Genomic DNA, 15,997 nt, shown 5'->3' with positions numbered 1-15,997 from the left:
TCGCGCGCCGCCGAGGCGGCCGCGCGGTGCGGAACGCGTCAGCGAATCCTTGGCCAGGGATGCGGCCGACAGCAATCGAGAGGTGTCGGGGTGGCAACGAAGAAACGGGTATGGGCACTGGCCGGCAGCGGCCTTCTGTACGGGGCGCTCGCGGCCGCCGATCCGTCCGCGACGCGGGTGCCCGCGCGCGAACCGGCGGCGGTGGCGGGGCAGGCCGACAGCTGCGACGCGGACGGCATCTGCCTGGCCGTCACGGTCAGCCGCAATCTCGATCCGCAGGCCTGCGAGGGCGGTCCTTCGCTCGACGCGGTCGCCGGCGAGCAGGTCAACTTCTGCTACACCGTCACCAATCATTCGACGACGACCTACGAGTACCACACGCTCGGCGACAACGGCGCCGAGCCGGACCAGCAGTTCCTGTTCGGCGTGCGGCAGCCGCTGGCGCCGGGCGAGAGCTACCAGTACAACCGCATCCTGACGGTCGGGGCGAACCTGCGCTCGACCGCCACCTGGACCGCGGTCGCGGCGTTGCCCAACTACGTCGCCGACGACACGGCGCCGGCGGATTTCGTCGACGTCACCGCGATCGGCCAGGCGCTGGACATCGGGCAGAACGGCCAGGCGGCGGTCGCGCTGCCGTTTCCGGTCAACTTCTACGGCGGCCCGTCGCGGCGCATCGCGGTCGGCGTGCACGGTGCGATCGGTTTCGGCACCGACGTCAGCGGCCTGATCGGCGGCGTCTGGGACCAGCCGCTGCCGACCGCGAACGCGGCCAACAGCGGCGTCTATCCGGTGATCGCGCCGCTGTGGATGCGCCTGGACGCGCGCTACGGCGCGATCTACACGGCCACGCTCGGCAGCGCGCCGAACCGCCGCTTCGTCGTCGAATGGTACGACCGCGGCATGTTCGCCTCCGAGGGCCCGGCCGATCCGCAGGGCGCCACGTTCGAGGTCGTCTTCAGCGAAGGCAGCGACGACATCGTGTTCCAGTATCTGCACACCACGTTCGAGGATTCGTCCTACGACCACGGCCTGCAGGCCAGCGTCGGCATGAACTACGGCATGATGCCGGACGGCGTGATGGGTATCGCCACGCAGTACTCGCTGAACGAGCCGCGCATCCAGGACGGCCTGGCGATCCGCTGGACGCCGAGCGCGGTCGTGCGCAGCGTCGCGTCGGCGTGGTCCGGCGTCACCGTCGGCGCGCCGGTGATCCGGCTCGACCACGACGCCTACGACGTGACGCTCGCGCCGGGCGAGTTCGCCACGCAGACGTTGTCGATCGGCAACTACGGCAACCGGCCGCTGCGCTACGAGGTCGGCACGCAGTCGACCTCGGCGCACGTACCGCCGGGGCTGCGCCACGCGCCGGCCGCGCAGGCGCCCGGCGAGCTGCAGCTGGGCACCTCGCCGTCGGCGCGGCTGACACCGGCGCGGATCGCCGCACTGCAGCCGCTGCAGGCGCCGCTCTCCGGCGCGCGAGGGCCGTCGACGGCGGGTGCCGGCGGCGTGCCGGGCTACACCGGCATCAGCACGATCGACGTGGCCACCTTCCTCGGCCACGGCGGCCTCGCCGGATTCGACCTGCTCGCGCCGCAGACGCTGACGCCGGCGCCGTTCGCGCTGCCGGACGAGACGACCTGGTCCGCCGGCGACTTCGTCGGCGACGATCTGAAGAACCTGTACGCGATCACCAGCACCGGCGGCGTGCTGTTCCGCATGGACGTGGACAGCGGCACGACCACGATGATCGGCGCGACCGGCATCGGCGCCAACGGCGGCAGCGTGACGGGCGCGGCCTACGACGCGGTCAGCGGCCTGTTCTACGTGGTCTCGGTCAGCGAGGACCTGCTCGGCCGCAGCAAGCTGTACACGGTGGATCCGGCCACCGGTGCGTCGAGCCTCGTCGGCGGAATCTCCATTCCCGGCATGCAGGCGATCGCGATCACCGACATCGCCGTCGACGCCGGCGGCGCGATGTACGGCTTCGAGGGCCTGAGTCACACCCTGGTCGCGATCGACCGCGCCACCGGCGACGCCAACGTGATCGGCGACACCGGCATCTTCACGCAGTACGCCGCGGCGATGGATTTCGACGACGGCGACGGCCGCCTGTATCTGGTTGCGATCGACAACGCCGACACCAGCGGGCTGGTGACCAAGTCCTACGTCGTGGACCCGACCACCGGCGCGGCGACCGCGCTCGGCGTGCTCGAAACCGGCGGCGACTTCGACGCCTACCGCCTGTGGAGCGGCGGCCTTGCGATCGCGCGCTCGGGCCGGCCCTGCGCCAACCTCGACCAGGTGCCGTGGCTGGTCGCCGATCCGGCCAGTGGCGCGATCGGCGACTACGGCGTGTCCAATACGGTCGACCTGACCTTCGACGCGAGCACCCTTCAAGCCGGCGTCTATACGACGACGCTGTGCGTCAACAGCAACGATCCGCTCAAGCGGCACGTCGCCGTGCCGGTCACGCTGACCGTCGGCGACGGCGGCGGGCGCATCTTCGCCAACGGCTTCGACGGCTGATCCGCCGGCTCCGGCAGGCGGCGTCCTCCCTCCGCGCCGCCTCCGCGCCGCGCCGCCGCCCCGGCGGCGCGGCTTTTTTCGTTGCCGTCGGCGCGGCGGCGAATTTGTCGTGCGGGGCCGCGCTGCGCTAGGCTGCATCACTTTCGTCGACTGAGCGCGTGGCCGCGGCCGCGCCGAATCCCCATGCAGGAAACCTACGAACCGCAGGCGGTCGAAGCCGCCGCGCAGAAATTCTGGAACGACACGCGCGCCTTCGAGGTGAAGGAGGATCCGGCGCGGCCGAAGTTCTTCTGCCTGTCGATGCTGCCGTATCCGTCCGGCGCGCTGCACATGGGGCACGTGCGCAACTACACGATCGGCGACGTGATCAGCCGCTACCAGCGCATGCGCGGCCGCAACGTGCTGCAGCCGATGGCCTGGGACGCGTTCGGCCTGCCGGCCGAGAACGCCGCGATCAAGAACAAGACCGCGCCGGCGAAGTGGACCTACGCCAACATCGACCACATGCGCGCGCAGCTCAAGACCATGGGCTACGCGATCGACTGGTCGCGCGAGTTCGCCACCTGCCGCCCGGACTACTACGTGCACGAGCAGCGCATGTTCGTGCGCCTGTTCAGGAAGGGCCTGGCGTATCGCAAGAACTCGGTCGTGAACTGGGATCCGGTCGACCAGACCGTGCTCGCCAACGAGCAGGTCATCGACGGCCGCGGCTGGCGCACCGGCGCGCTGGTGGAGAAGCGCGAGATTCCGCAGTGGTTCCTGAAGATCACCGACTACGCGCAGGAGCTGCTCGACGGCCTCGACCGGCTGCCGGGCTGGCCGGATTCGGTCAAGACCATGCAGCGCAACTGGATCGGCCGCTCGGAAGGGCTGGAGATCCAGTTCGCCGTCGAGGGCGAGAGCGAGCCGCTGACGGTGTTCACGACGCGTCCGGACACGCTGATGGGCGTGACCTACCTCGCCGTCGCCGCCGAGCACCCGCTGGCGCTGAAGGCGGCCAAGGACAAGCCGCTGGTCGCCGCCTTCGTCGAGGAATGCCGCCACGGCGGCACCGCCGAGGCCGAGATCGAGACGGCCGAGAAGAAGGGCATCGACACCGGCCTGACCGCGATCCATCCGGTCACCGGCGAGAAGCTGCCGGTGTGGATCGCCAACTTCGTGCTGATGGGCTACGGCACCGGCGCGGTGATGGCGGTGCCCGGCCACGACCAGCGTGACTGGGAGTTCGCCACCAAGTACGACCTGCTGATCAGGATGGTGATCGTCAGCGACGCGGTGCGCGACGCGATACGCGAGCTCGGCCGCGACGCCGCGCGCAACCCCGATCCGATGAGCGCCGCGCTCGGCGAGAGCCGCGCGATCGATCCCTACGAGCCGGCCGCCGCGCAAAGCATCGTCGAGGAATTCGAGCGCGCGATCGTCGAGGACGGCGCCTACACCGACTACGGCACGCTGGTGAATTCCGGCGACTACGACGGCCTGGACTACCGCGGCGCGTTCGACGCGCTGGCCGCGCGCTTCGAGAAGGAAGGCAAGGGCGCGCGCCGCGTCAACTGGCGCCTGCGCGACTGGGGCGTGTCGCGCCAGCGCTACTGGGGCTGCCCGATTCCGATCGTCTACTGCCCCAAGTGCGACGCGGTGCCGGTGCCCGAGGACCAGTTGCCGGTGCTGCTGCCCGAAGACGTCGAGTTCATGGGCGTGCAGTCGCCGATCAAGGCCGATCCGCAGTGGCGCAAGACCACCTGCCCGCAGTGCGGCGGTCCGGCCGAGCGCGAGACCGACACCTTCGACACCTTCATGGAGTCGAGCTGGTACTACGCGCGCTACACCTCGCCGGGCGCCTCGGCGCAGATCGACGAGCGTGCCAACTACTGGCTGCCGGTCGACCAGTACATCGGCGGCATCGAGCACGCGATCCTGCATCTTCTGTACTTCCGCTTCTATCACAAGCTGCTGCGCGACGAGGGCTTGGTGCACAGCGACGAGCCGGCGACCAACCTGCTGTGCCAGGGCATGGTCATCGCCGAGACGTTCTACCGCGACAACGCCGACGGCTCCAAGGAATGGATCAACCCGGCCGACGTGGAGATCCAGCGCGACGACAAGGCGCGCGTGGTCGGCGCCGTGCTCCGGAGCGACGGCCGGCCGGTGCAGATCGGCGGCATCGAGAAGATGTCGAAGTCGAAGAACAACGGCGTCGATCCGCAGTCGATGGTCGGCAAGTTCGGCGCCGACACGGTGCGCCTGTTCTCGATGTTCGCCGCGCCGCCGGACCAGTCGCTGGAATGGAACGAGGCCGGCGTCGAGGGCATGGCACGCTTCCTGCGCCGGCTCTGGCGCGAGGTCGCCAACCACGTGCAAGGCGGTGTTGCCACCAGCCCTCAGCCCTCGGCTCTCAGCCCTCAGCCCTCAGCCCTCAGTCCTCAGCAGAAAACGCTGCGCCGCCAGGTGCACGAGACGATCCAGAAGGTCTCCGACGACATCGGCCGCCGCTACGCGTTCAACACCGCGATCGCCGCGCTGATGGAGCTGCTCAACGCGGTCGGCCGCTTCGACGGCAGCGCCGAGCAGGGCGGCAGCGAGCAGGGGCGCGCAGTGCGCCACGAAGCGCTGCAGGCGATGGTGCTGCTGCTCAATCCGGTCACCCCGCACGCCTGCCACGCCCTGTGGCAGGCGCTGGGCCACGCCGAGACGCTGCTCGAGGATCTTCCCTGGCCGGCCGTCGACGAGGCTGCGCTGGTGAAGGACGCCGTCAAGCTGGCCGTGCAGGTCAACGGCAAGCTGCGCGGCACGATCGAGATGCCGGTCGCCGCGGGGCGCGAGGAGATCGAACGCGCCGCGCTGGCCGAGCCGCGCGTGGCCGAGTTCGTCGCCGGCGCCACGCCGAAGAAGATCATCGTGGTGCCGGGCAAGATCGTGAACATCGTGGTGTGAAGGGAAGCGTCCGGTCGCGTCGTCCCGGCGCAAGCCGGGGTCTGTCCGGCCTGGGCTGCCGGCGCGATCGAAACGGATTGCGGCTTCCGCCGGAATGACGGCGTCACGAACGTGCTGCTCATGACCAGACCCATCCTCTATTCCCACCGCGAATCCGGCCACAGCTACAAGGTGGCGCTGGCGCTGAGCCTGATGGGCGTGCCGTTCGAGCAGCGCGCGGTCGACCTGAACCTGCCGCGCGAGCAGCGGCCGGAGGACTTCCGCCGCGTCTCGCTGTTCGGCGAGGTGCCGGTGCTGGTCGACGAGGACGGCCTGGCGGTGTGCCAGTCGAACGCGATCCTCGACCATCTCGCGCGCCGTCACGGCAGGCTCGACGGCGCCACGCCGGCCGAGCGCACGCGCGTGCGCGAGTGGCTGGCCTGGGAGGCGAACCGGCTGGCGATGAGCTTTCCGCACCTGCGCTTCTCGCGCCGCTTCACGCCGGCCGGCCAGGCGCTGGAGGCGTACTGGAGCGCGCGCATGCAGGCCGATTTCGACCGCCTCGACCTTGCCCTGCGCGAGCGCGACTTCCTGCTCGGCGGCGCGCCGACGATCGCCGACGCGTCGTGCTGCGGCTACCTGTTCTGGACCGACCAGGCCGGCGTCGATCTCGCCCCGTGGCCGGCGATCGTGCAGTGGCTGGCGCGCATCCGCTCGCTGCCGGGCTGGCAGGCACCGTATGATCTGCTGATCGCCAGTCCTCCGATCGCTGCCGGAACCCGCACATGATCCATCGCCGCATCGCTTTCGCCGTCGTCGCCGTCCTCGCCCTCGCGCTGGCCGGCTGCGGCTTCCACCTACGCAAGGAAGCGCAGCTGCCGGCGAGCATGCAGCGCATCCACATCGCCGGCGTCGATCCGAACAGCCCGCTGGGCAAGGACCTGGTCAAGGCGCTGCCGCGCGCCGGCGCGACGGTCGTCGACACGGTCGAGGACGGCGTGGCGGTCATGAAGTTCGTCGCGAATTCGTTCACCACCGACGTGCTCTCGGTCAGCGGCACCGCCCGCGCCAACGAGTATTCGCTGCGCTATCACGTCGAGTTCCAGGTCGAGAACGCCGCCGGCACGGCGCTGCTGCCCAGGCAGACGATCGAGCTGACGCGCGAGTTCACCTTCGACGCCAGCCAGGCGCTGGGCGTCGCCGCCGAGACCGACCTGCTGACGAAGGAACTGCAGCGCGACATGGTGCAGACGGTCCTGCGCCGTCTCGAGGCCGTCGCGCACGCGCAGCAGCCGTGAGGCGCGGCTGAGCCGCCGCACGCCGCGATGGCGACGACCCTGCCCGCGCTGCGCAAGCAGCTCGCCTCCGGCGAGCTGAAGCCGGCGTACCTGATCGCCGGCGCCGAGCACCTGCTGGTGCTCGAGGCGGCCGATGCGCTGCGTGCGCGCGCCAAGGAACTGGGTTATCTCGAACGCGAGGTGCTCGACGTCGAGGCCGGTTTCGACTGGAACCGGCTCGGCGACGCCGGCCGCTCGCTCTCGCTGTTCGCCAGCCGCAAGCTGATCGACCTGCGCCTGCCGACCGGCCGGCCGGGCAAGGACGGCTCCGCCGCGATCGTCGACTACTGCCAGGCGCCGCCGGACGACACGGTGCTGCTGGTCAGCGCCAACGACTGGAGCGGCAAGCACGAGGGCGCCTGGTCGAAGGCGATCGAGCGCGTCGGCGCGGCCGTGCCGGTGTGGCCGCTCAAGCCGGCCGAACTGCCCGACTGGATCGGTGCGCGCATGGCCGGCCGCGGCCTGAAGGCCACGCCCGATGCGATCGCGCTGCTGGCCGAGCGCGTCGAAGGCAACCTCCTGGCGGCCAGCCAGGAAATCGACAAGCTCGCACTGCTGCACGCCGGCACCACCGTCGACCTGCCGACGCTGGAGGCGAGCGTCGCCGACGACGCGCGCTACGACGTGTTCCGTCTGGCCGACGCCGCCATCGGCGGCGACGCCGGGCGCGCGCTGCGCATCGTCGCCGGCCTGCGCGCCGAGGGCGAGGAACTGATTCCGCTGCTCGGCTGGCTGCTCACGCAGCTGCGGCTGCTGCTGCGCGTGGCCTCGGCCGGCGGCAGCGTCGACGCCGCGCTGCGCAACGAACGCATCTGGCCCTCGTCACGCGAGTCGCTGTTCCGCCGCGCGCTGAAGAACGGCGACCGCGCGCACTGGGAGCGCTGCCTGGCCCAGGCCGGGCGCATCGACCGCATCGCCAAGGGGCGCGGCGACGGCGACGGCTGGCGCGAGCTGGAGCGGCTGATCGCCGCGATCGCCGCGCCGCGCCGCGGCGGGGAACTGCTCGCATGAACGCCGCGCGTCCGCTCGCCCTGTTCGGCGGCACCTTCGATCCGATCCACAACGCGCACCTGCGCGTGGCGTGGGAAGCGGCCGAGTTCCTCGACGCCGAGGTACGCCTGGTGCCGGCGAACGTGCCGCCGCACCGCGATCAGCCGGTGGCGGGCGCGACGCAGCGCGCCGGACTGGTGCGCGCCGCGCTGGCCGGCCAGGACCGGCTGACGCTGGACATGCGCGAGCTGCGCCGCGAAGGGCCGTCGTACACGGTCGACACCCTGCTCGAGCTGCGCGCCGAACTGGGCGAGGAGCGTTCGCTGGTGCTGCTGGTCGGCGCCGACGCGTTCGCCGGCCTGCCGCAATGGCATCGCTGGAAGGAACTGTTCGAGCTCGCCCACATCGGCGTGCTGACGCGGCCCGGCCACAACGGCACGCTGCCGACCGAGCTGCGCACCAAGATCGCCTCGCGCCGCTGCACCGAGACGCGCTTCGTGCGCGAGGCGCCGGCCGGGCGCGTGATCGCGATCCCGGTCACGCCGCTGGACATCTCCGCCACGCAGGTGCGCGCGCTGCTCGCCGACGGCCGCGAGCCGCGCTATCTGATGCCGGACGCGCTGTTCGCCGATCCGGCGCTGCTGGCGCCGTATCGGGGTGAGGGCTGAGGAGCTTCTGCGTTCTCCGGAAGGCCAAAAAAAAAAGTGTTTTCTCGCAGAGGCGCAGAGAACGCAGAGAAAGATTTCTTTGCTCTCTCCGCGCTCTCTGCGCCTCTGCGAGGAATTGCTTTTTCGAACGTACCGCTGAGCGTCAGCCTTTCGGCCGCCGCTTGGGCTTGTCGAAGCCGCCTTGCGGCTTGGGACGGAACGACGGCGGCTTGGCCGCGTGCGGTTTGCGCGGCTTGCCGGACTCCGGTGCATCGCCGCCGCGCGTGATGCGCAGCTGCTGGCCGGAGACCCAGACCTTCTTCAGGTGCTTGAAGATCTCCGACGGCATGCCTTCGGGCAGGTCGACGAAGCTGTGGTCGTCGCGGATGTCGACGCGGCCGATGTGCTTGGAATCCAGCCCGGCCTCGTTGGCGATCGCGCCGACGATGTTGCCCGGCTTCACGCCGTGGTCGTTGCCGACCTCGATGCGGAAGGTCTCGAAACCGGACTCGGGCGCGCGCGTGGCCTCGTCGCGGCGCGTGCGTGCCGGACGCGCCGTTTCGTCGCGCTGCATGTGCGCAGGGCGTTCGTGCGGTGCTGCGTCGCGATGGGGACGGGGCGCGGCGGCTCCCGGCGCCTTGTCGACGTCATGCCCGCGAGCGCGTGCATCCGCGGGCTTTTCGCTTCGCGCAGGCGCGGTGGACGGCCGCTCCTGCGGACCGTCGTGAAGCGCCTCCCGCGTCCGCGGGAACGACGGCGACGAACTGCGCGCGGCGGCGCCGCGGTGCTGCCGCTCGCGTTCATCGCCGCGTTCGCGCGCGCCACGCGGCTCGCGTTCACCGCGCTCGCGCGACGGACGCTCGGAGCCTCGCGCGTCGCGCTCGAACGCGCGCGTGCGGTCGAAGCGTGCCGGCGCCTCCAGCAGCAGCGGCTGGCCGCCCTGCGCCAGCCGGGCCAGCGCCGCGGCGATCTCGATCGCCGGCACGTTGCGCTCCTGCTCGAACTGCTCGATCAGCTGGCGGAACACGCCCAGGTCGTCGGCCGCCAGCGCATCGGCGATACGCTGCTTGAACTTGGTGATGCGCTGGTCGTTGACCGCTTCGACGCTGGGCAGCTGCATCTCGGCGATCGGCTGGCGCGTGGCGCGCTCGATCGCCATCAGCAGGCGCTTCTCGCGCGGCGCGACGAACAGGATCGCCTCGCCGCTGCGGCCGGCGCGCCCGGTGCGGCCGATGCGGTGCACGTAGGCTTCGGTGTCGGTGGGGATGTCGTAGTTGAGCACGTGGCTGATGCGTTCGACGTCGAGGCCGCGCGCGGCGACGTCGGTGGCGACCAGGATGTCGAGCTTGCCGTCCTTGAGCTGCTGGATCAGCCGTTCGCGCTGCGCCTGCACGATGTCGCCGTTGATCGCGGCCGCGTCGAAGCCGCGCGCCTGCAGCTTGCCGGCGAGTTCCTCGGTGGCCTGCTTGGTGCGCGCGAACACGATCATCGCCTCGAACGGCTCGGCCTCGAGGATGCGCGTGAGCGCGTCGAGCTTCTGCACGCCGCTGACGTACCAGTAGCGCTGGCGGATGTTCGTTGCGGTGGTGGTCTTCGCCTTGATGGTGATCTCGGCCGGCTCGCGCAGGTAGGTCTGCGCGATGCGTCGGATCGGCGCCGGCATCGTCGCCGAGAACAGCGCCACCTGGCGCTCCGGCGGCGTCTTCTTCAGCACCGTCTCGACGTCGTCGATGAAGCCCATGCGCAGCATCTCGTCGGCTTCGTCGAGCACCAGCGTGGTCAGCCCGGAGAGATCGAGCGAGCCGCGCTCGAGGTGGTCGATCACGCGCCCGGGCGTGCCGACCACGACGTGCGCGCCGCGGCGCAGGCCGGCGAGCTGCGGGCCGTAGCTCTGTCCGCCGTAGATCGGCAGCACGTGGAAGCCGGGCAGATGCGAGGCGTAGCGCTGGAAGGCTTCGGCCACCTGGATCGCCAGTTCGCGCGTCGGCGCCAGCACCAGCGCCTGCGGCTTGCTTTTACTCAGGTCCAGCCGCGACAGGATCGGCAGCGCGAACGCGGCGGTCTTGCCGGTGCCGGTCTGCGCCTGGCCGAGCACGTCGCGGCCTTCGAGCAGGGGCGGGATGGTCGCCGCCTGGATCGGCGACGGCGTCTCGTAGCCGACCGCCGACAGGGCCTGCAGCAGCGCCTCGGCGAGGCCGAGGTCGCCAAAGGCGGGGGAGGATGAAACGTCTTCGCGGTCCGCGTTCGACATGAGAAAAAGCGGTCGCGCCGCGGCAGAAAGGATCGCGTAGTTTAGCGCGATCGGTTCGCGGGCGTGGCCGGCGGCTGCGGTTCTGCCTTTCCCGCTCGTGGCCGAGGCCGTCCGGAGCGGCCGGGACCGAGGCCGGGATGCCGATGGGGAGCGCGCCGGGGAGGGTTGCTCGAGCGTGCGCTGCCCGACTGCGCTTTCCCTCATCCGCGCTTCCAGCGCGGCTGCGCTGTCCCTGCTCCGCATCCGTTCGCGCATCCTGCGCTCACCCTCAGCCGCCTTGGGGGGCGGCTTCGACCTCCCGCGCGAGCGGGAGAGGTGACGGAAGCCTATTGGGCCGGATCGAAGCCGTCGGCGAAGATCGCATCCGCGGCGAGCGGCAGGGTGAACTCGCCGCCGGCCGGGGCGCTGCCGGCGTAGGCGCTGTCGACCGCGGCGACGCGCCACACGTAGTGCCCCGGCGGCAGGCCGGCGAGGTCGCGGCGCAGCCCGTTGCCGATCGAGCCGGGCTGCGGCAGGCGCCCGGGCAGGGCGACCGGCACCGCGTCGCGCCAGAGTTCCAGGTCGTAGGTCAGCTGCGCGGCCGGCGTGTGGTCGTCGACGGCGGCGTTCCAGCTCAGCGCGATGCCGTCCTCGCCGGAAGGCGCCAGTGCCAGGCCGGTGGGCGCCGCCGGTGCGGCATTGGCCGCCACGGCGTCGTTGCGGAACAGGTGGATCTGCGCCTCGACCAGGCCGTTGCCGCCGGGCACGAAGAAGCCGCCGGCGACGAGATAGTCGAGGTCGCCGTCGCCGTCGAGATCCAGCCAGGTGAACGCGCCGCCGCGCCCGATCGAACCGATCGGCGCCGGCAGCTGCACGCCGATCGGCGCGAAGGCGCCGCCGTCGTTGGCGTAGATCTCCGACTTGCCGGCGATCTCGCTGTCGCCGACGTAGCTGCCGGTGACCAGCAGGTCGACGTCGCCGTCGGAATCGTAGTCGGCCCAGGTCGCCGCGTTGAAGTCGAGCCAGTCGCCGGCCGGCGCGGCGATCAGGTCTTCGGCGACGTAGCCGGCGGCTTCCTTGCGGTACAGGCGCACGACGGTGACGAAGGTTTCGTCCGGTTCCTGCACGTTGCCGGCCACCAGCAGGTCCTGGTCGCCATCGGCGTCGACGTCGGCCATGTCGGCCAGGCCGTGCGCGATGCGGATGCCGAGCGGATCCTCGGCGTGGAAGCCGTCGGCGTCGTTGCGGAAGAGGCGCACGAAGCCTTGCTCGGTGTTCGGATCGACGTTCGCCAGCAGCAGGTCGAGATCGCCGTCGCCGTCCTCGTCGGCCCAGGCGCTCTGCGCGTTCACGCTCGGGTCGATCGCCGCGGCGGTGTCGGTGAAGGTCCAGCCGCCGGCGCCGTCGTCGCCGTCGTTGCGCAGCAGGCGCGTGCTGAACGCGAAGTTCGCCTCGTCGTAGACCGAGGGCACCAGCAGGTCGAGGTCGCCGTCGTTGTCGACGTCGGCGAACGTGAGCGAGCGCAGGTCGTAGGTGTCCTCGTACTCGGAGTCCTCGTAGTAGGCCGGCAGCGCCACGTCGGTCGCGACCAGGCTGCCGCCGTCGTTGCGATACAGCGCCATCGCGCCGCTCGAGGCGACGACGAGATCGTGGTCGCCGTCGCCGTCGACGTCGCCCCAGGCCAGGTCGGAGGCGCCGGCGATCATGCCGTTCAGGGGCAGCTCGACGGTCGTGAACGCCCAGCGCCCGTCGCCGCCTTCGCCGTCGTTGTGCAGCAGGAGCAGCTTGTCCTCGACGCTGACGTCGTAGACGACGTAGAAGCCGATCACGGCGAGGTCCGTGCGGCCGTCGCCGTCGTAGTCTGCCGGGGCGATCGAATTGATCCAGAAATCCTCGTCGGCCGGCGTCGCGAAATAGGGCGCCGTCGTCGGCGTGACGTCGCTGAAGGTGACCTGCGCCGTGGCGGCGGAAGCCAGCACCAGCAGGGCGAGCGGGAGGTACGGACGCGCCATCGCAGTTCCCCGGAATCGGAAGTCGCTCTGCCTGAGTTCGTCTTCGGCGGCGAAAGGTTGCGGCGCCCGCATGCTGCCGCCGCCGTCAGGTACCCGTCAACGAAATCCGCATATACTCGGCCCGCGCCGATCCCGGCGCCTGGCACGATCGAGGTCGCCTACTTGGCTACGTCGGAAAAACGCGAACGGCCGCTCAAGGCCGGAACTTCCAAGGCCGCCAAGGCCGCCCCCCGCAAGACCTCCGCTACCGCGAAGAAATCCGCGCCCGCCCGCAAGGCGGTTGCCGCGAAGAAAGCGGTCGCGAAGAAGACGCCGGTCGCCGCGAAGAAGAAAACCGCCGCGCCGCGCAAGCCCGCACCCGTCGCCGCGAAGCCCGCGGCCAGGCCGCGTACCCGTCCCAAGGCCGTCGATCCGGCCGAGCGGCTGCGCAGCGTGGTGCTGGACGCGCTCGACAATCTGAAGGCGAAGGACGTGCAGGAGATCGACGTGCGCGGCAAGAGTTCGGTCGCCGACCTGCTCGTGATCGCCAGCGGCACCTCGTCGCGGCACGTGAAGTCGCTCGCCGACGAGGTCGTCCGGAAGGCCAAGCAGGCCGGCCAGCCGCCGATCGGCGTGGAAGGCCAGCGCGAGGCGGAATGGGTGCTGGTCGACCTCGGCGACGTGATCGTCCACGTGATGCTGCCGCGCACGCGCGAGTTCTACGGCCTGGAGCGCCTGTGGACGGTCGGCGACGCCGAATACGCCGCCGCGGTCTGAGGGACGACTGCCCGCCGTCGAGCCGACGCCGTGCCCGCGAACGCGGGCAGCCATCGAAACGGTGGCGCGGATGACGGCATGCATTGCACAGGCGGCCCGGCGGCGCGTTCGCTGCGCGGATGGCCGCCTCCCTCGCTCATCGCGACGAGGCCCGGCCTGCCTGCGCCGCTGCGCGTTCGCGGGAATCACGACCCTTTCGGAGGCCGCACGTGAAAACCCGCCTGATCTCGGTCGGCGAGCGCATGCCGGCCTGGGTCGCGGACGGCTTGGCCGAATACCGCAAGCGCCTGTCGCACGAACTTCCGCTGGACCTGGTCGAAATCCCGCTCGGCAACCGCGGCAAGAGCCGCGATCCCGCCCGCGCGATCGCCGACGAGGGCGCCGCCGTGCTGGCGGCGCTGCCGAAGGACTGCCACGTCGTCGCGCTCGACGGCCGCGGCAAGCCGTGGTCGAGCGAACAGCTGGCGGCCGAGCTGGCGCGCTGGCGCATGTCCGGCCGCGATCTGGCGATCCTGATCGGAGGTCCCGACGGCCACGCCGACGAGGTGCTCGCGCGCGCCGACCAGCGCTGGTCGCTCGGCCCGCTGACCCTGCCGCACATGCTGGTGCGGCTGGTGGTCGCCGAGCAGCTGTATCGCGCGACGTCGATCAACGCCGGGCATCCCTACCACCGCGCCTGAGCCGGCGCGGCAGCGGATCGGTCAGATGTTGGCCATCGCGTCGAGCGCGTTCTTCAGTCCGTTCGCGTCGACGACGAAATCGACGACGTTGGCCTTCAGCGCGTCGTTGAAGCGGAACTGGTAGTTGCCGCCGTCGATCGGGCGGAAGTCCAGCGAGCCGCTGTGCGCGAAGGTGCATTGCGTGGCCTGGCCGGAGCGGATGCCGGCGACGCATTGCGCGAACTGCGCCGCCGAGCCGCGCAGGCGCACCACGTGCGCATCGCCGTAGGCCGAGATGGCGGGCTGGTCGTGGATGCGCTCGACGACGACGTTCTGGTGCGGGCCGAAGCGCGCCATCTGCAGCGAGGCGGCGGCGAGCAGGCCGAAGGCGGTGACGATCATGGCGGGTCTTTTTCCGTGCACGGCGGGTGCCGCGATGCGATGCGCGCATTGTGGGGCGGGGTTCGGCGGAAAAAGGTCCACCTTTCAATTTGTTTCCTTTGGTCGAAGCTTCTTCACGGATTTGCGCGGCGTTGCGTGATGGGGCGGAGTGGCCGTCGCAACGATTGCTTCGCCGCCGCCGGCGCGGCAGTCTGTGCGGCTTGCCATTTCATGGGTCACCCCAAATGACGATCCGGCTCTTCCTCGCTTCGCAATCGCCGCGCCGGCGCGAGCTGCTCGGCCAGATCGGCGTCGGGTTCGAGGTCGTCGACGTCGACGTGCCGGAACGGCGCGAGCCGGGCGAGTCGCCGCAGGACTACGTCAGCCGCGTCGCGCGCGAGAAGGCCGGCGCCGGCCTGCTGCAGCTGGGCGCGGTGCCGGACGCGCTGGTGCTCGGCGCCGACACCGAGGTGGTGCTCGACGACGAGGTGTTCGGCAAGCCGGCCGACGCCGCCGACGCCGCGGCGATGTTGCGCCGCCTGTCCGGCCGCGCGCACCGCGTGGTGTCGACAGTATGGCTGGTCAGCGCCGGCCGCGAGGAGCACGCGACCAGCCTGTCGACGGTCGAGTTCATGCCGCTGGACGAGGCCGCCATCGCCGCCTACGTCGCCAGCGGCGAGGCCTTCGGCCGCGCCGGCGCCTACGCGATCCAGGGGCGCGCCGGCCGCTTCGTGCGCCACCTGGAAGGCAGCTACAGCGGTGTCATGGGGCTGCCGCTGTACGAGACCGGCGAGCTGCTGCGGCGCTTCGGCGCCGGTTGAGCAGGGCGAAAGGCTTCGACACGAAGAACACGAAGAAGGGCAGAAGAAGTTCCGGGTGTACGGCGTTCGCGCGTCTTCCGTCCCGTTCGCGTTTCTTCGTGATCTTCGTGTCCTTCGTGTTTGGATCGGCGGATCTTTTCGCTCTCCGCCTCTATTCCAGCGACTCGAAACCGTCGTCGAAGATCGGATCGCGCGGTTCGGCGTCGACGGTGAACTCGATGTAGGAGTCGGTGAACGCGCCGCCGCCGTCCATTTCGGTGGCGAAGCGGCCGGTGCGGATCGTGCCGTTGAAGCGGTCGGTGTTCTCGATCACGTAGTCGAACGTGCCCTGGCCGGACCAGCCCTGGTCGGCGCCTTCCACGTGGATGTGCGTCTCCGTCCCGTCCAGGGTCGGCACGTCGAAGGTGTAGTAGAAGTTGGCCGCGTCCTGCGCGTCCTGGGTGGTGTAGTGGATGACCAGGGTCGTGCTGACGATGCGGCCGGTGAACGGCCCCTCCTCGTCGCCGAAATAGCCGAACGTGTAGGCGGAGGTGGCGAAGTCGGGGAAGTCGAAACGCCAGACGGCGGGTTCGGCCCGGGCCGTTGCGGCGCCCAGGGTGGATGCGAAGGCCAGGAAGGCAGCGAGCGTCGCGCGAGTCATGCAGGTCTCCGTGGTGAGCGAGGCCCCATTGCAGCGCGGACGCGGCGGGCAGTCATGACGGATTCGTGACGCCGGCTCGACG

13 protein-coding genes are annotated in these 15,997 nt (G+C 70.7%); 9 read left to right on the top strand and 4 right to left on the bottom strand.

Annotated elements, in window-relative coordinates:
* Positions 1 to 90 precede the first annotated feature (90 nt).
* From ACFO6Q_RS09925 to nadD, 6 genes are all read left to right on the top strand, one after another.
* Positions 91 to 2,529, top strand: a complete 2,439-nt coding sequence (locus ACFO6Q_RS09925; RefSeq protein ID WP_380020529.1) for an NHL repeat-containing protein — start codon at positions 91 to 93, stop codon at positions 2,527 to 2,529.
* Positions 2,530 to 2,712: 183 nt separating this feature from the next.
* A complete protein-coding gene (gene leuS, locus ACFO6Q_RS09920; protein ID WP_380020527.1) occupies positions 2,713 to 5,463 on the top strand; it encodes a leucine--tRNA ligase in 2,751 nt (916 codons plus the stop codon).
* Positions 5,464 to 5,583: 120 nt separating this feature from the next.
* Complete coding sequence (locus ACFO6Q_RS09915) at positions 5,584 to 6,231, top strand: glutathione S-transferase family protein (protein WP_380020524.1); 648 nt, start codon at positions 5,584 to 5,586, stop codon at positions 6,229 to 6,231.
* Positions 6,228 to 6,740: an LPS-assembly lipoprotein LptE gene (locus tag ACFO6Q_RS09910; protein WP_380020521.1), complete on the top strand. Its 513-nt coding sequence runs from the start codon at positions 6,228 to 6,230 to the stop codon at positions 6,738 to 6,740. The genes ACFO6Q_RS09915 and ACFO6Q_RS09910 overlap by 4 nt, the downstream gene beginning before the upstream one ends.
* Positions 6,741 to 6,767: 27 nt before the next feature.
* Complete coding sequence (gene holA / locus ACFO6Q_RS09905; protein WP_380020518.1) at positions 6,768 to 7,790, top strand: DNA polymerase III subunit delta; 1,023 nt, start codon at positions 6,768 to 6,770, stop codon at positions 7,788 to 7,790.
* Positions 7,787 to 8,437, top strand: coding sequence for a nicotinate-nucleotide adenylyltransferase (nadD, locus tag ACFO6Q_RS09900; RefSeq protein ID WP_380020517.1), 651 nt, complete (start codon positions 7,787 to 7,789; stop codon positions 8,435 to 8,437). Before holA ends, nadD begins: the two co-directional genes overlap by 4 nt.
* A gap of 142 nt (positions 8,438 to 8,579) precedes the next feature.
* On the opposite strand, the gene ACFO6Q_RS09895 is transcribed toward nadD, so the two are convergent.
* Both ACFO6Q_RS09895 and ACFO6Q_RS09890 read right to left on the bottom strand, forming a co-directional pair.
* Positions 8,580 to 10,667: a DEAD/DEAH box helicase gene (locus tag ACFO6Q_RS09895; protein ID WP_380020516.1), complete on the bottom strand. Its 2,088-nt coding sequence runs from the start codon at positions 10,665 to 10,667 to the stop codon at positions 8,580 to 8,582.
* A 326-nt stretch (positions 10,668 to 10,993) separates the two neighbouring features.
* Entirely contained in the window at positions 10,994 to 12,658 is a 1,665-nt protein-coding gene (locus ACFO6Q_RS09890; RefSeq protein ID WP_380020514.1) for an FG-GAP repeat domain-containing protein, read from the bottom strand.
* A gap of 423 nt (positions 12,659 to 13,081) precedes the next feature.
* Here ACFO6Q_RS09890 and rsfS point away from each other — a divergent pair, with 423 nt between their 5' ends.
* Both rsfS and rlmH read left to right on the top strand, forming a co-directional pair.
* Complete coding sequence (gene rsfS / locus ACFO6Q_RS09885) at positions 13,082 to 13,414, top strand: ribosome silencing factor (protein ID WP_380020732.1); 333 nt, start codon at positions 13,082 to 13,084, stop codon at positions 13,412 to 13,414.
* Between the two features lie 209 nt (positions 13,415 to 13,623).
* Entirely contained in the window at positions 13,624 to 14,094 is a 471-nt protein-coding gene (gene rlmH, locus ACFO6Q_RS09880) for a 23S rRNA (pseudouridine(1915)-N(3))-methyltransferase RlmH (protein WP_380020513.1), read from the top strand.
* A 21-nt stretch (positions 14,095 to 14,115) separates the two neighbouring features.
* On the opposite strand, the gene ACFO6Q_RS09875 is transcribed toward rlmH, so the two are convergent.
* On the bottom strand, positions 14,116 to 14,475 hold the full coding sequence (locus ACFO6Q_RS09875) for a hypothetical protein (RefSeq protein ID WP_380020511.1): 360 nt from the start codon (positions 14,473 to 14,475) through the stop codon (positions 14,116 to 14,118).
* A gap of 224 nt (positions 14,476 to 14,699) precedes the next feature.
* Between ACFO6Q_RS09875 and ACFO6Q_RS09870 the strand changes: the two genes are divergently transcribed.
* Positions 14,700 to 15,275 (top strand): Maf family protein, encoded by a 576-nt coding sequence (locus ACFO6Q_RS09870; RefSeq protein WP_380020508.1) that lies wholly within the window; start codon positions 14,700 to 14,702, stop codon positions 15,273 to 15,275.
* Between the two features lie 151 nt (positions 15,276 to 15,426).
* On the opposite strand, the gene ACFO6Q_RS09865 is transcribed toward ACFO6Q_RS09870, so the two are convergent.
* Positions 15,427 to 15,915 carry a hypothetical protein gene (locus ACFO6Q_RS09865; protein ID WP_380020507.1) on the bottom strand — a complete coding sequence of 163 codons (489 nt, stop codon included), beginning with the start codon at positions 15,913 to 15,915 and terminating at the stop codon, positions 15,427 to 15,429.
* Positions 15,916 to 15,997: the final 82 nt, after the last annotated feature.

This window comes from Dokdonella ginsengisoli, assembly GCF_042652785.1.
GTDB classification, from domain to species: Bacteria; Pseudomonadota; Gammaproteobacteria; order Xanthomonadales; family Rhodanobacteraceae; genus Dokdonella_A; species Dokdonella_A ginsengisoli.
The sequence above is the reverse complement of the archived record's forward strand: the minus strand, read 5'-3'. Positions and strand labels throughout refer to the sequence as shown.

Coding starts and splice junctions, on each gene's coding strand:
- leuS (WP_380020527.1), top strand. CDS start 2,713: ATGCAGGAAACCTACGAACCGCAGGCGGTCGAAGCCGCCGCGCAGAAA.
- ACFO6Q_RS09915 (WP_380020524.1), top strand. CDS start 5,584: ATGACCAGACCCATCCTCTATTCCCACCGCGAATCCGGCCACAGCTAC.
- ACFO6Q_RS09910 (WP_380020521.1), top strand. CDS start 6,228: ATGATCCATCGCCGCATCGCTTTCGCCGTCGTCGCCGTCCTCGCCCTC.
- holA (WP_380020518.1), top strand. CDS start 6,768: ATGGCGACGACCCTGCCCGCGCTGCGCAAGCAGCTCGCCTCCGGCGAG.
- nadD (WP_380020517.1), top strand. CDS start 7,787: ATGAACGCCGCGCGTCCGCTCGCCCTGTTCGGCGGCACCTTCGATCCG.
- ACFO6Q_RS09895 (WP_380020516.1), bottom strand. CDS start 10,667: ATGTCGAACGCGGACCGCGAAGACGTTTCATCCTCCCCCGCCTTTGGC.
- ACFO6Q_RS09890 (WP_380020514.1), bottom strand. CDS start 12,658: ATGGCGCGTCCGTACCTCCCGCTCGCCCTGCTGGTGCTGGCTTCCGCC.
- ACFO6Q_RS09875 (WP_380020511.1), bottom strand. CDS start 14,475: ATGATCGTCACCGCCTTCGGCCTGCTCGCCGCCGCCTCGCTGCAGATG.
- ACFO6Q_RS09870 (WP_380020508.1), top strand. CDS start 14,700: ATGACGATCCGGCTCTTCCTCGCTTCGCAATCGCCGCGCCGGCGCGAG.
- ACFO6Q_RS09865 (WP_380020507.1), bottom strand. CDS start 15,915: ATGACTCGCGCGACGCTCGCTGCCTTCCTGGCCTTCGCATCCACCCTG.